Annotated in this window: 14 protein-coding genes; 6 read left to right on the top strand and 8 right to left on the bottom strand. The window is 66.6% G+C overall.

All coding sequences use genetic code 11. The features are described 5' to 3' along the window. Positions 1–14: 14 nt before the first annotated feature. Complete coding sequence (locus BM365_RS10955) at positions 15–893, bottom strand: LysR substrate-binding domain-containing protein (RefSeq protein ID WP_093489116.1); 879 nt, start codon at positions 891–893, stop codon at positions 15–17. Positions 894–1002: 109 nt separating this feature from the next. Between BM365_RS10955 and BM365_RS10960 the strand changes: the two genes are divergently transcribed. After that, positions 1003–1227, top strand: coding sequence for a hypothetical protein (locus tag BM365_RS10960; RefSeq protein ID WP_093489118.1), 225 nt, complete (start codon positions 1003–1005; stop codon positions 1225–1227). Between the two features lie 74 nt (positions 1228–1301). Here the strand turns inward: BM365_RS10960 and BM365_RS10965 are convergent, their stop codons facing one another. The 4 genes from BM365_RS10965 to queF all read right to left on the bottom strand — a co-directional run bounded on the left by BM365_RS10965 (position 1302) and on the right by queF (position 5514). Then, positions 1302–3527: an NADP-dependent isocitrate dehydrogenase gene (locus tag BM365_RS10965; RefSeq protein WP_093489120.1), complete on the bottom strand. Its 2226-nt coding sequence runs from the start codon at positions 3525–3527 to the stop codon at positions 1302–1304. A 240-nt stretch (positions 3528–3767) separates the two neighbouring features. Next, positions 3768–4250 carry a hypothetical protein gene (locus BM365_RS10970; protein ID WP_093489122.1) on the bottom strand — a complete coding sequence of 161 codons (483 nt, stop codon included), beginning with the start codon at positions 4248–4250 and terminating at the stop codon, positions 3768–3770. Between the two features lie 33 nt (positions 4251–4283). After that, the gene (locus BM365_RS10975) at positions 4284–4589 is read right to left on the bottom strand and encodes a LysM peptidoglycan-binding domain-containing protein (RefSeq protein ID WP_093489124.1); all 306 of its coding nucleotides are present in this window, start codon (positions 4587–4589) and stop codon (positions 4284–4286) included. A 109-nt stretch (positions 4590–4698) separates the two neighbouring features. Then, a complete protein-coding gene (gene queF, locus BM365_RS10980; RefSeq protein ID WP_093489125.1) occupies positions 4699–5514 on the bottom strand; it encodes an NADPH-dependent 7-cyano-7-deazaguanine reductase QueF in 816 nt (271 codons plus the stop codon). A gap of 69 nt (positions 5515–5583) precedes the next feature. On the opposite strand from queF, the gene BM365_RS10985 reads away from it, so the two are divergent. The 4 genes from BM365_RS10985 to BM365_RS11000 all read left to right on the top strand — a co-directional run bounded on the left by BM365_RS10985 (position 5584) and on the right by BM365_RS11000 (position 9568). After that, positions 5584–6006, top strand: a complete 423-nt coding sequence (locus tag BM365_RS10985; protein ID WP_093489127.1) for a protease inhibitor I42 family protein — start codon at positions 5584–5586, stop codon at positions 6004–6006. A 73-nt stretch (positions 6007–6079) separates the two neighbouring features. Beyond that, on the top strand, positions 6080–7390 hold the full coding sequence (locus tag BM365_RS18165) for a lytic murein transglycosylase (RefSeq protein ID WP_233210894.1): 1311 nt from the start codon (positions 6080–6082) through the stop codon (positions 7388–7390). Next, positions 7387–8253 carry a D-hexose-6-phosphate mutarotase gene (locus BM365_RS18170; RefSeq protein ID WP_233210893.1) on the top strand — a complete coding sequence of 289 codons (867 nt, stop codon included), beginning with the start codon at positions 7387–7389 and terminating at the stop codon, positions 8251–8253. Before BM365_RS18165 ends, BM365_RS18170 begins: the two co-directional genes overlap by 4 nt. A gap of 40 nt (positions 8254–8293) precedes the next feature. Beyond that, a complete protein-coding gene (locus tag BM365_RS11000; RefSeq protein ID WP_093489129.1) occupies positions 8294–9568 on the top strand; it encodes a TCR/Tet family MFS transporter in 1275 nt (424 codons plus the stop codon). A gap of 51 nt (positions 9569–9619) precedes the next feature. On the opposite strand, the gene BM365_RS11005 is transcribed toward BM365_RS11000, so the two are convergent. The 3 genes from BM365_RS11005 to BM365_RS11015 all read right to left on the bottom strand — a co-directional run bounded on the left by BM365_RS11005 (position 9620) and on the right by BM365_RS11015 (position 12382). Continuing rightward, the gene (locus BM365_RS11005) at positions 9620–10078 is read right to left on the bottom strand and encodes a PepSY domain-containing protein (protein WP_093489131.1); all 459 of its coding nucleotides are present in this window, start codon (positions 10076–10078) and stop codon (positions 9620–9622) included. A gap of 127 nt (positions 10079–10205) precedes the next feature. Further along, on the bottom strand, positions 10206–11381 hold the full coding sequence (locus BM365_RS11010; protein ID WP_093489133.1) for a benzoate/H(+) symporter BenE family transporter: 1176 nt from the start codon (positions 11379–11381) through the stop codon (positions 10206–10208). Between the two features lie 116 nt (positions 11382–11497). Then, the gene (locus BM365_RS11015; protein ID WP_093489135.1) at positions 11498–12382 is read right to left on the bottom strand and encodes a methylglyoxal synthase; all 885 of its coding nucleotides are present in this window, start codon (positions 12380–12382) and stop codon (positions 11498–11500) included. A 146-nt stretch (positions 12383–12528) separates the two neighbouring features. Between BM365_RS11015 and BM365_RS11020 the strand changes: the two genes are divergently transcribed. Continuing rightward, on the top strand, positions 12529–13584 hold the full coding sequence (locus BM365_RS11020) for an NAD(P)-dependent alcohol dehydrogenase (RefSeq protein ID WP_093489137.1): 1056 nt from the start codon (positions 12529–12531) through the stop codon (positions 13582–13584). The last annotated feature ends 37 nt before the right edge of the window (positions 13585–13621 follow it).

Raw genomic sequence — 13621 nt, forward strand, 5'->3', positions numbered from 1 at the left:
GGCACGCGCTGGAGTCATCGCTCCACTGCGATGCCCGCCTGCTCCAGCAGCCAGCTGCGCACCTTGCGGAAACCGGGATGGGCCAGGCTGCGTTCCGGATACACCAGGTAGTGGGCGAAGTCGGCCTGCAGCCGCTTCTTCGTCAGCGTCACCAGCCGCCCGGCCTTCACCAGCGGCTCGGCCAGCGTCCAGCGCGCCAGTGCCACGCCCACGCCTTGCGCCGCCGCCTGGTGCAGCGTCTCGGTGTCGTCGAACTGCGCGACATAGCGCGCCGGCGGCTGCCCGCCGAAATGTTCGAACCAGTCTTTCCATCGATTGGCCGGATCGCCCAGCAACGGCAACTTCGCCATCTGGTCCGGTGCCGGCCGGCCGTGCTGTTTCAGCAAGGCGGGGCTGGCGACCGGGGTGATCCATTCGTGGAAGAGGAACTCCGCGTGCACGTTCGGCCAGCGTCCGCCGCCGAGCCGCAGCGCCAGGTCCACCGGCTCGCGCTCGAAATCCACCACGTGCGTGCTCGATTGCAGATTGAGGCCGAGCTCCGGATGCTGGGCCAGGAACGCCGGCAGGCGCGGCACCAGCCAGGCCGTGGCCATCGAAGGGATCAGGCTCAGCGTCACCGTGTGGTCGTTGCGCAACGTGGCGCGCCGCAGCGCGTGCTCGATGGTGTCCAGCGGCCCGGAGATGGCATCGAAGAGGCGTTGGCCTTCCGGCGTCATCTCCACGCCGCGAGGTCCACGTGCCAGCAGCTTGTGGCCCAGCCGCTGCTCCAGCAGCCGCATGCGATGGCTCAACGCGCTGACGGTAAGGTGCATGGCCTCGGCGGCGCGGGTGAGATTGCGCAGGCGCGCGGCCGTGACGAAGGCGTCCACCTGGTCCAGCGGCAGTCGGCTCATCTTGAATCCACCTCAAGGCTGGCTTGCGGAGCTTTCGCTTTTTCGGGGCCGATCATGCGCCTACCTTGGGAGTCCTTCAAGCCGGACACCGGCGCCACGGAGCAGTCCCATGCAAACCGAAACCAGGAAGCAGTGGTGGCAGCAGCTGGGTGGAATGAGCCAGGGCATGCTGTTCCTGCAGGGTCATATCGCCCACACCGACAGCCCGCCGCCCGAACCCGCCCACCGGCACCATGTCCATGATGAAGCGGGCCAGGTGCGCCATCGCGAAGCGGTGCAGCGGCTCGGCGCACGGCGGCTGCGTGCGATGACCTCGTTGTCGTTGTTCCGCTGAGCGGACGGCCGTTCAAAACACGACGCCCGGCACGAAGCCGGGCGTCGGGATGGCTGCATCCGGTGGACCGGGCGTTACAGCGAAGCCAGCGCGTCGTTGAAGGTCTTGCTGGGACGCATCGCTGCCGCCGTCTTGGCGATGTCGGGGTGGTAATAGCCCCCGATGTCGAGCGCCTTGCCCTGCGCGCCGTTCAACTCGCCGATGATCGCGGCTTCGTTGTCGGCCAGGGCCTTCGCCAGCGGGGCGAACTTCGCCTTCAGTTCGGCATTCTCGTCCTGCGCGGCCAGTGCCTGCGCCCAGTACAGGGCCAGGTAGAAGTGGCTGCCACGGTTGTCGAGTTCGCCGACCTTGCGCGCCGGCGAGCGGTTCTCGTCGAGGATGCGGCCGTTGGCGACGTCCAGCGCGTTGGCCAGCACCTTGGCGGGCGTGTTGAGGTAACGCTGGCCCAGATGCTCCAGGGATGCGGCCAGCGCGAGGAATTCGCCCAGCGAATCCCAGCGCAGGTAGTCCTCTTCCAGGAACTGCTGCACGTGCTTCGGTGCGGAACCGCCGGCGCCGGTCTCGAACAGGCCGCCACCGGCCATCAGCGGGACGATCGACAGCATCTTCGCGCTGGTGCCGAGTTCCATGATCGGGAACAGGTCGGTCAGGTAGTCGCGCAGCACGTTGCCGGTCACCGAGATGGTGTCCTCGCCCTTGCGGGTGCGTTCCAGCGACACCTTCATCGCCTCGACCGGCGGCAGGATGCGGATATCGAGCGCGTCCGTGGTGTAGTCCTTGAGGTACTGCTCGACCTTGGCGATCACCTGCGCATCGTGCGCGCGGTCCTTGTCCAGCCAGAAGATCGCCGGCGTCTTGCTTAGGCGCGCGCGGCCGACGGCCAGCTTCACCCAGTCCTGGATCGGCGCGTCCTTGGTCTGGCACATGCGCCAGATGTCGCCGGCCTCGACCTTCATCTCGAACACGACCCGGCCGGCGTCGTCGGTGACGCGCACGCTACCGTCGGCGGGAATCTGGAAGGTCTTGTCGTGGCTGCCATATTCCTCGGCCTTCTGCGCCATCAGGCCGACGTTGGGCACGCTGCCCATCGTGGCGGGATCGAATGCACCGTGCTTGCGGCAGTCGTCGAGCACCGCCTGATAGATGCCCGCATAGCAGCGGTCCGGGATGACGGCCTTGGTGTCCTGCAGCTTGCCTTCGGCGTTCCACATCTTGCCGGAGTCGCGGATCATCGCCGGCATCGACGCGTCGACGATCACGTCGCTCGGCACGTGCAGGTTGGTGATGCCCTTGTCGGAATTCACCATCGCCACCGCGGCGCCATCGGCGTAGACGGCCTGCAGGTCGGCCTTGATCGCTTCCTGTTGATCGGCGGGCAGCGTGCCCAAGCGTGCATACAGGTCGCCGATGCCGTTGTTGGCGTCGAAGCCGATCTGCTCCAGCACGGCGGCGTGCTTGGCTAGCGCGGTCTTGTAGAACTCGTTGACGACCACGCCGAACATGATCGGGTCGGAGACCTTCATCATCGTGGCTTTCAGGTGCAGCGAAAACAGCACGCCCTGGGCCTTGGCATCGGCGATCTCGGCGGCGACGAACGCAGCCAGCGCCTTGCGGCTCATCGAGGCGGCGTCGACGATCTCGCCGGCTTTCACCTTCACCTTGTCCTTGAGCACGGTGACCGTGCCGTCGGCGGCGACCAGTTCGATCTTCAGCGCACCGTCGTTGGCCAGCGTGGCCGACTGCTCGCTACCGAAGAAATCGCCGGCCGCCATGTGGGCGACGTGCGATTTGGAATCCGCGCTCCACGCACCCATGCGGTGCGGGTGCTTGCGGGCGTAGTTCTTCACCGACAGCGGCGCGCGGCGATCGGAGTTGCCTTCGCGCAGCACCGGGTTCACCGCGCTGCCCTTGACCTTGTCGTAGCGCGCCTTGGCGTCCTTTTCCTTCTCGTCCTTCGGCTCGTCCGGGTAGTCCGGCAGCGGGTAGCCCTGCGCCTGCAACTCCTTGATGGCGGCCTTCAGCTGCGGCACCGAGGCGCTGATGTTGGGCAGCTTGATGATGTTGGCTTCCGGCTGCGTCGCCAGCTGGCCCAGCTCGGCCAGGTCGTCGCTGATCTTCTGTGCGTCGGCCAGGTACTCGGGGAACTGCGACAGGATGCGGCCGGCCAGCGAGATGTCGCGGGTTTCCACGGCGATGCCGGCGGGGGCGGTGAACGCCTCGACGATCGGCAGCAGCGACTGGGTGGCGAGGAACGGGGCTTCGTCGGTGAGGGTGTAGATGATGCGGGGCGTATCCGACATGGGGATCAGGACTCTCGACAAGGGGCGATGGGGAACTCAGCGCGCCATTGTCGCGTGTCGCCGCACGCAGGGCAAAACGAGGGGGTATGGATGGTGCCCTCGTGTCCCGGGACACCCTTCAGTGCCGGGGACGGTTGCCGTAGGAACCATCCGCCACCGGGCGCCGCAAAAAAAGCGGGCGTGGATCGCTCCACGCCCGAGCTTGCCCCACACACGTGGGAGAGAGACTTGCCTTGCGGATTACTTGACTTCGATTTCCTGCGTCATGCCGACCGGCTGACCATTGAGGGTCACGTCGACCTTGTACTTGCCGGCAGGCCACGGGTTGGTGTTCGAGAATTCGACATTGGTCGTGCCAGCGTCCTCTGCCTTGACGTTGGCGGTCTGCTGACCCGCCACCTGGCCATCCTGGAACGTCAGCTTCGCATCGATCGCGGCGTCGGCCGGCGTCGATGCGTCGGTCTTCACTGAGACGATGATCTTGTCCTTCGTGCCGAAGGTGCTGACGGCGGCGACGGATTTGTCTGCAGCGGCCGTGTTGCCCACGGTGACACTGGTGGCGCTGACGGGCGCCGGAGCGGGTTCAACCGGGGCCGGCGCGGGTGCCGGTTCGGTCACGGCGGGCGGCGCCGCGACGGGCTCTTCCTTCTTCTTGCAGCCGACCAGGGCAACGGTGCCGACCAGCGCGGCGGCCAGGGCGTAGGAGATGCGGTTCTGCTTCATGGGTTCGGTCCTTGTGGATGAAGTGGAGGGCGATCAGGCGTCGGCCGGTTTCGGCGGCAGCTTGATGACCTGTCCCGGGAAGATGCGGTCCGGATCTTCGATGACGTCGCGGTTCGCTTCGAAAATCTGCTTCCACGCATTGGCGCTACCGTAGTGCGCCTTCGCGATCTTGGAGAGCGTGTCGCCCTTCTCGATGGTGTAGCTCTGCTCGCCGATGATCTCTTCAGTGCTGTCGACGCGCGCAGTGACACCGGAGAAATCCGCTTTCTCCACGATCTGTTCGGTCGAATCCACCTTCGCGGTCACGCCCGAGAAGTCGGCCTTCTTGTCTGTGCTCATTGCAACCACCCCTTCCTGGCGGGCTGTTGGGATGAGCAAGCGTTGCACGCGCGTTGTTAAGAAACCATAGCGCGGGCGTGAAATCGCCTCAATTGTTAGACGTGCAACATTACTGTCGCAGATCGCGCTTCATGAGCGGGACATTCATGTCGTCGGTGGCTCGCCAGGGATTGATGTCCAGGCCGCCGCGACGGGTGTAACGCGCTTCCACCGACAGCGACGCCGGTCGGCAATGCGCGAGCAGATCGTGAAAAATCCGTTCGACGCACTGCTCGTGGAATTCGGCATGGTCACGGAAGCTCACCAGGTAACGCAGCAGTTCGACGCGGTCGATGCGCGGGCCCCGGTAGCGGATCACCACCGTGGCCCAGTCGGGCTGACCGGTGACCGGGCAATTCGACTTCAGCAGTTCGGATAACAGCACCTCGTCGACCAGCACTTCCGGATCGGCGGCCAGGAAGTCCGCGCGCGGCGGACCGTAGTAGTCGATCTCCACATCCAGGCCGTCGAGGGAGTCGCCTTCCGGTGCGTCCGCCATCGGCGGCAGGCCCAACGCCACGCCGACGTCGGCGCCGGCGCGCGCCGATAGATCGGTGGCGATGCGCTCGAGCACCGCGGCATCGCTGTTGAAGCGCGTGCTGTTGAGCGAGTTGAGGTAGAGCTTGAGCGATTTGGATTCGATCAGGCACGGCGACGTGCACGGGACGGTCAGCGTGGCGGTCGCCACGCGCGGCTTGCCCCGGGCATCCAGCCAGCTCAACTCGTACGCATGCCAGCGGTCGTGGCCGACGAACGGCAAGGCATCGGCGGCGATGCCGATCTCATCGCGCGCGCCCTGGCGCGGGATCGGGAAGAGGAGGGTGGGGTCGTACTGCGTCGGGTACGCGACCTCGCGGCCCAACGAGGAATCCTGGGGAGTGCTCATGCCGCCATTCTACGGACGGCGCCTAAAGCGGCGGTGTATAACTCCCGGGTCTCCAGCGAGGACGCGACGATGAAGGCATGGCTGGCCACCGGGTTGTGCGTGCTGCTGTCGGCCTGCGCCAGCGGACCGGCGACGGGCGGCGGGCCGCCGTCCGACATGCTGCCGGACGACGGCATCATCCGGCCCCAGGGCAAGGCGCCCGTGGCGATGCGCGTCGGGCAGGTGCTGGAGATCGCCCTGACGTCCAACGCGAGCACCGGCTACCAGTGGGAATTCACCGCAGACGGTGCGCCCGTGCTGGCCCGCACCACCGGCCCGGCCACGCCGCCGCCGATGGATACGCAGCCGCCGATGCCTGGCGCCTCGTCGATCGCGCGCTGGTGGTTCCGCGCGGAGAAGCCGGGCCAGACAACGGTGCGGCTCGAATACCGGCGGTCTTGGGAGAAGGTGCCGCCGGTGGAAGTGGCCGAGTACGAGATCGAGGTCCGCTGACGGCGCCGCAGGGTCGCATTCGCTTTCCGCGCAAGGCAAAGTGAAGCCTCCCCCGAAGGCCAGGGAGGCCGAGATGACGTTCAACGCGACCTTCCTGCTGCTGTCGATGGCGATGGCGGTGCCCGGCATCGCACAGACGCTACCCGCATCCAGCGCGGCGCCGCCGGTTCCATCTCCTGTCTCGCCGTCGCCCACGGTGACAACGCCTGTGCTCGTGCGCGATCCCGTGTACGCCGCGTGTATCACCGACCTGCGTACCGTCGCGGAGAAGCGTGGCATCGTACCGGCCAACTTCGACACGTACACGAAAGACCTGGCCGCCGACATGAGCGTGCTGGACCTCCTGGATGCGCAACCCGAATTCACCACGCCGCTGTGGGACTACCTGGCGGCCCTGGTCGACGACCAGCGCGTCGCCGACGGCCAGGCCATGCTGGCGACGCACCGCGACCTGCTGGATCGCGTGGCGCTGGCTTACGGCGTCGATGCCGCCACGGTGGTTGCGGTGTGGGGCGTGGAGAGTGACTACGGTCGCGTGTTCGGCAAACGGCCGCTGCTGGTGTCGCTGTCGACGCTCTCGTGCTTCGGCCGGCGACAGGCGTTCTTCCGTGGCGAGTTCCTCACCACGCTCAAGCTGCTGCAGGCCGGCGACATCCGCGCCGAGGGCCTGACAGGGTCATGGGCGGGCGCGTTCGGCCACACGCAGTTCATGCCGAGCACCTATGAGCGCATCGCGGTCGATTTCGATGGCGACGTGCGGCGCAACCTAATCGACAGCATTCCGGATGCGCTGGCCTCGACCGCGAACTACCTGGTGACCTCCGGCTGGCGCACCGGCGAGCCCTGGGGCTATGAGGTGAAGCTGCCACCGGGCTTCGATGTCACGCAGGCCGGCCGCACCAGCCGCAAGCCGTTGTCGCAATGGACCGCGCAGGGCATCGCCCGCGTCGATGGGCAGCCGTTGCCTGCGGACGATCGCGCCGCGGCGGTGCTGGTGCCGACCGGCATCGCGGGTCCTGCGTTCCTCGTGTTCAAGAACTACGACGCGATCTACTCGTACAACGCGGCCGAAAGCTACGCATTGGCGATCGCGCTGTTGGCCGATCGCCTGCGTGGTGGCACGGGGCTGGTGACGGCCTGGCCGACGGACGATCCCGGCCTGGGTCGTCCGCAGCGCCGCGAACTGCAGACCCTGCTGCTCGCGCGAGGCCACGCGATCGGCACGGCGGACGGCATGATCGGCACGCAGACGCGACGCGCGATCGTCGTCGAACAGCAGCGCCTGGGCCTGCAACCCGCGGACGGTCGGGCCGGTGCGAAAATACTCGCTGCGCTGAAGGCGGAAGGGCCGCCCGTCGCGCCACCGGAGCCGCGAAAGCCGTGAGTGCATTACCCGAAGGCGTGACCCAGGAACGCTGGCAGGACATCGACGTGCTGCGGGTGGAAACCCCGATGTCCCTTGCCCGCATCAGTCTGCACGGCGGACAGGTGCTGTCGTTCGCGCCGACGGGTTTCGACGACCTGCTCTGGGTATCGCCGACCACGGCGATGCCGCCGAAGGCGATCCGCGGTGGCGTGCCGGTGTGCTGGCCCTACTTCGGCCGACAGGGACAAGCCGACGATGCACCCCAGCACGGTCATGCACGCATCTCGCGCTGGCCGTTGACGGACGTGCGGCACGAGGCCGATGGCAGCGTCGTGCTCAAGCTCGCGTTGCCGCTGCGGGATGGCGTGCCGCTCGAACTGATCCAGACCGTGCATGTCGGTCGCGACCTCCGGCAGAGCCTGGACACGCTCCATCGCGGCGAGGCGCCGGTCGTGCTGACGCAGGCGCTCCACACGTATTTCCGTGTGGCCGACGCGGCACAGGTGCGTGTCACGGGTCTCGATGGCCTGCGCTATGCGGACAAGTTCGATGGCGACACGCACGTGCAAGCCGGTGACTGGACGCTGCACGACCCGCGCGACCCGGGCCGCAGCGACCGGATCTATACCGGCACCGGCCATCGATTCGACCTCACCGATCCCGCCGGTGGCCGCCGCATCCGGCTGGACACCTTCGGCAGTCGTTCGCTGGTGGTATGGAATCCGGGCGAAGCCGGTGCGGCCGCCATCGGCGACATGCCCGACGAGGACTGGCGGACCTTCGTCTGCCTGGAGGCGGCGAACGCCAGCGAGGACGCGATCGAACTGGAGCCAGGCCAGCGCCACCGCCTGAGCCACGTGATCTCCGCGACCCCGCTGTAACCCGCCGCGGCGCGCCATCGGCCAGGGCGATGCCCTACACTTGCGCACCTTTTCGCCGGTCCGCTCCGTGAACGCCGAAGCCCCCGCACATGCCGGCCGCCGCGCCGCCCTGATCTTCATCTTCGTCACGGTGTTGATCGACATCCTGTCGTTCGGCGTGATCATCCCGGTGTTGCCGGATCTGGTGAAGCAGTTCACCGGTGGCGATGCGGCGCGCGCTGCGATCTGGGTGGGTATCTTCGGCACGGTGTTCTACGCCATCCAGTTCATTAGCTCGCCGGTGCAGGGCGCGCTGTCCGACCGATTCGGACGCCGGCCGGTGATTCTTCTTTCGTGCCTGGGCCTGGGTGCCGACTTCGTATTGATGGCGGTCGCCGGCACCTTGCCGCTGCTCCTGCTGGCGCGAGTGTTCTCGGGTGTCTTCTCGGCGAGCTTCACCACGGCGAATGCTTACATCGCCGACGTCACACCCCCGGAGCGACGCGCACAGGCCTTCGGCATGATCGGCGCGGCGTTCGGCGTAGGGTTCGTCATCGGTCCCCTGATCGGCGGTGCGCTGGGGGACATCGATCTGCGTCTTCCGTTCTGGTTCTCCGCAGGGTTGGCCATGTTGAACTTCCTCTACGGTTGGTTCGTGCTTCCTGAATCGCTTGCGCCGGAGAAGCGGACCAGCCGCATCGACTGGAAGCACGCGAACCCCTTCGGTTCGTTGGTATTGCTCAAGCGCTATCCGCAGGTGCTCGGCCTGGTCGCCGTCGTCTTCATCGCGAACCTCGCGCACTTCGTCTATCCCAGCGTATTCGTGTTGTTCGCCGGCTACCGCTTCCAATGGGGTCCGAAGGAGGTCGGCTGGGTGTTGGCCGCGGTGGGCGTCCTGAGTGTCATCGTGAACGCCCTTCTGATCGGTCGCGTGGTGAAAAGACTCGGCGAGCGCAGGACACTATTGCTTGGCCTGGCATGTGGTGCGCTCGGTTTCGTCGTTTACGGGTGGGCACCGGTCGGTACCGCCTTCCTGCTCGGATTGCCGATCAGTGCGCTATGGGCGCTGGCCACGCCCGCCACACAGTCGTTGATCACGCGTGAAGTGGATGAGCGCGAGCAGGGGCGCATGCAGGGCGCGCTGATGAGTCTCGCAAGCCTGGCGGGCGTCATCGGCCCGATGATGTTCGCGGGGACGTTCGCGCTGTTCATCGGAAAAGCCGCGCCCGCCCATGTCCCCGGCGCCCCGTGGTTTCTTGCTGCGATCCTGCTGTTCTGCGGCATGCTGGTGGGATGGCGATTTGCGCGTCCCAAGCCGCAGGCGCCGATGACATGAAAGAAGGCCGCCCTAGGGCGGCCTTCTCCGTTGCGGGACAAGCGCGCTGGATCAATCGTTTTCGACGTGGATGATCTCGCCGGTGTTGGCCGCCAGGTGGATCTCGACGTCATTGCCGTCGGCGCGCTCGGCCTCGGCCTTCCAGACGCCGTCGTCGAAGTCGACGTCATGCACCTTGGAGTAACCGGCGGCGGCCAGCTTGGCTTTCACGTCATTCTCGCTGAGGTTGGACACCAGCTTCTCGGCCACGATGTCGCCGCTGGCCGGATTGATGCGCACGTCGACGCGGTCGCCGTTGGCGCTGGTCGCATCGGTTTCCCACTGGCCGTCCTCGAAATCGAGATCGTCGATGTTCGTGTAGCCCTTCTCGGTAAGCAGCGCGCGGACCTGCGGCTCTTTCAGCGCGTCCTTGCCGGCGGTGGGCGCAGGCGCCTGCGCGAACGCGGCGCCGGACAGCGCGGCTAGAGCGGCGAGCGTCAACAGGCGATGGCGGTAACGGATGGTCTGCATGGAAATCTCCTATCGGGATGGCGTGGACGATCCTGCCCACGCCCGCATCACCCCGAGGTGAATCCGTGCCGTTGAAACTGAACACTCCACGCCGCGTTCACCCGCATGAGCGCAACGCGAACGTGGATCAGGTACGACGCAATACCAGCAGCGTCACCACGCCCGCCACCAAGCCCCAGAACGCGGAGCCGATGCCCGCGAGCGACAAGCCCGATGCCGTCACGAGGAAGGTCACCAGCGCGGGCTCGCGCTCCGCTTCCTCGCGCAATGCGGCGGCCAGGCTGTTGCCGATGGTGCCCAGCAATGCGATGCCGGCGATGGCGAGGATCAGTTCCTTCGGAAAGGCGGCGAACAAGGCCGCCACCGTCGCGCCGAACAGACCGACGAGCACGTAGAACACGCCGGCCGCCATGGCGGCGACGTAACGACGCGCTGCATCTTCGTGCGCTTCGCGGCCCATGCAGATCGCCGCCGTGATCGCCGCCAGGTTGAGCGCGAACGCACCGAACGGCGCCAGCACCAGGTTGACGATGCCGGTCCAACCGACGACCGGCGAAATCGGAATCGGATATCCGGACGCACGGATCACCGCCACGCCCGGAACGTTCTGCGAGGCCATCGTCACGATGAACAAGGGCAAGGCGATACCGACGACCGCCGCGAACGAGAACGTCGGCGTGGTGAAGATCGGCTTCGCCAGTTGCAACGACAGGCCGTCGATGCGCAGCAAGCCGAGCGCGCCGGCGATCGCGATGCCGACCAGCAACGTCAGGATCACTGCGTAGCGGGGCAGCAGACGGCGGGCGAGCAGGTAGACCGCGAACATCGTCAGCACCATGCCCAGTTGCGTCTTCATGGACGCGAACGCGTCGATGCCGAAGCGCAGCAGCACGCCGGCCAGCATGCCGGACGCCAGCGATACCGGGATGCGGCTGATCATTCGTTCGAAGAAGCCCGAGAATCCGCACACGGTGATCAGCAATGCCGACAGCAGGAACGCGCCGATCGCGTCTGACAGCGGCAGCCCGGCGACGCTGCTGATCAGCATGGCCGCGCCGGGCGTGGACCACGCCGTCACCACCGGCATCCGGTAGCGCAACGACAGGCCGATGCACGTCAGGCCCATGCCCAGGCCGAGCGCCCACATCCATGAGGAGATCTCTTCCGGCGAGGCGCCCAGCGACTGCGCCGCCTGGAACACGATCACGGCCGAACTGGCGAAGCCGACCAGCACGGTCACGAAGCCCGCCGCGATGGCGGACAGGGAAAGGTCTTTCAGCAGATGGCGGGGTGGGGAACTCATTGCTGCTGCGGTACCTGTAGGAGCGACGTAAGTCGCGACCGTAAGAATGAAACTACCCTCGTCCTGTCGATGCGTGTGGCTCCGGTCTCAAAGAAGTGCCGGCGTGCGGTCGCGACTTACGTCGCTCCTACAAGGAGCCCGCGCTTGGTTACGGCCTCGCACCATCGCTTCGCCACCGGCAATGATGTGGTGCAGACCGCTTCGTCGGTCACCGTGGTCACCGCGCGCTCCAACAACTGGATGTCGGCCTCGTGCTGGCGCGCCACATGCGGATCCTCGAAGAAGATCACGCGTTGGCAGCGATGCTCCAGCACGCGGTCGGCGATCTGCGCGTCGCCACCGAGCGGACCGCTCTGGAAGCGTTCCACCCAGGGCACGTCCTGCGGCCAGCCGCGGCTCCACGCCAGTTCGTTGAGGCGCAGGCCGGTGGTGCCGGTCGCCATGCGGTGCGCGAAGCGGGACAGCACGTCGAAGTGCGCGTCGGCGAACGCGAGCATCTGCGGCTTCATCGCATCGTGCGCGATCAGTGCCAGCGTCTGCGATTCCAGCGCATGGAAACGATCGGCGCCACGATCGGGTGCGAAGCCGGCATGGGTGCGTTCCATCTCGATCCAGTCGCGCGCCGAGGCGACCGTCGACAGGAACGGCTTGCCATGGATCACGCATTGGCGCTTCAGCGCGGTGGCTTCGGGGAAGATCGAGGACGGATCGACCGGATCGATGAAGTAGATCGCACCATCGAGGCTGCGTTCGGCGCCTTCCAGCCCGACCACTTCCGCCACCAGCTTCATCAGCCCGCCATCGCGGCCGTACGGATACCGCTTGAGCCCGTCGTAGCCGCGCAGCATGCCGGCGGCGGCGATCGCATCATGCGTGCGTCCCACCGCATGCAGGGCGAGTTGCAGGTCGCGGATGCCGGGCTCGCAGGCCCGCAACCAGCGGAACAGCGCCGCATCTTCGGTGTGGTGGTGCAGGCGGTTGGCAGCCAGGCCCAGGCGCATGATCGATCTGGAAGAGGGGAGAGTCGCGAGTCTAAGCCAAGCCCCGCGGGGCGTGCAGGATCAGGCAAGGACGCGGTCGAAATCGGCATTGTCCGCAACAGGAGGCCACCTAGAATGGCCAACCCATCCCCCGACCGGAGAATTCCATGAGCACTGCTCACGGTTATGCGGCGCAGAGCGCCGACCAGCCCCTGACCGCGTTCGCGTTCGAGCGCCGCGAACCCGGCCCGCATGATGTGCGCATCGAGATCCTGTACTGCGGCGTCTGTCATTCGGACCTGCATACCGCGCGAAATGAATGGCGCAACACGCTGTATCCGTCGGTGCCGGGCCACGAGATCGTCGGTCGCGTCAGTGCGGTCGGAACCGATGTGAAGGGCTTCAAGGTCGGCGACCTGGCCGGCATCGGCTGCATCGTCGACAGCTGCCGCGAATGCGCCTCCTGCCGTGCGGGAGACGAGCAGTACTGCGAGACGGGTTTCACCGGGACGTACAACGGTTCCATCTTCGGGGGCACCGAGAACACGTACGGCGGCTATTCGGACCAGATCGTCGTCGATGAGAAGTACGTGCTGCACATCACCCACGACGAAGACCAGTTGGCTGCCGTGGCGCCGCTGCTATGCGCCGGCATCACCACCTACTCGCCGCTGGCGCACTGGAAGGTCGGTCCCGGCACGAAGGTGGGCGTGGTCGGCCTGGGTGGGTTGGGTCACATGGCGGTGAAGATCGCCAAGGCGATGGGCGCGCACGTCGTGCTGTTCACCACCTCGGCGAACAAGCGCGACGACGCGCTCCGGTTGGGTGCATCGGAGGTGGTGGTGTCGCGCGCTCCGGATCAGATGGCGGCGCAGGCAGCCAAGCTCGATTTCATCATCAACACCGTGGCCGCGCCGCACGACCTGGATGCCTTGCTCAACACCTTGGCCCGCGACGGCACCATGGTGCTGGTGGGGGCGCCGGCCACGCCGCATCCCTCGCCGAACGTGTTCGGCCTGATGCTCAAGCGCCGCTCGCTGGCTGGCTCGGCGATCGGCGGCATCCGCGAAACCCAGGAAATGCTGGAGTTCTGCGCCAAGCACGGGATTGTGTCGGATATCGAAATGATCCGGATGGATACGATCAACGATGCCTACGAGCGCATGCTGAAGGGCGACGTGAAGTACCGCTTCGTCATCGACATGGCGACGCTGAAGGCCTGACCCGCGCGGACGAGAAGAGCCGGGCATCGCCCGGCTC

Source organism: Pseudoxanthomonas sp. YR558 (assembly GCF_900116385.1).
Lineage (GTDB): Bacteria > Pseudomonadota > Gammaproteobacteria > Xanthomonadales > Xanthomonadaceae > Pseudoxanthomonas_A.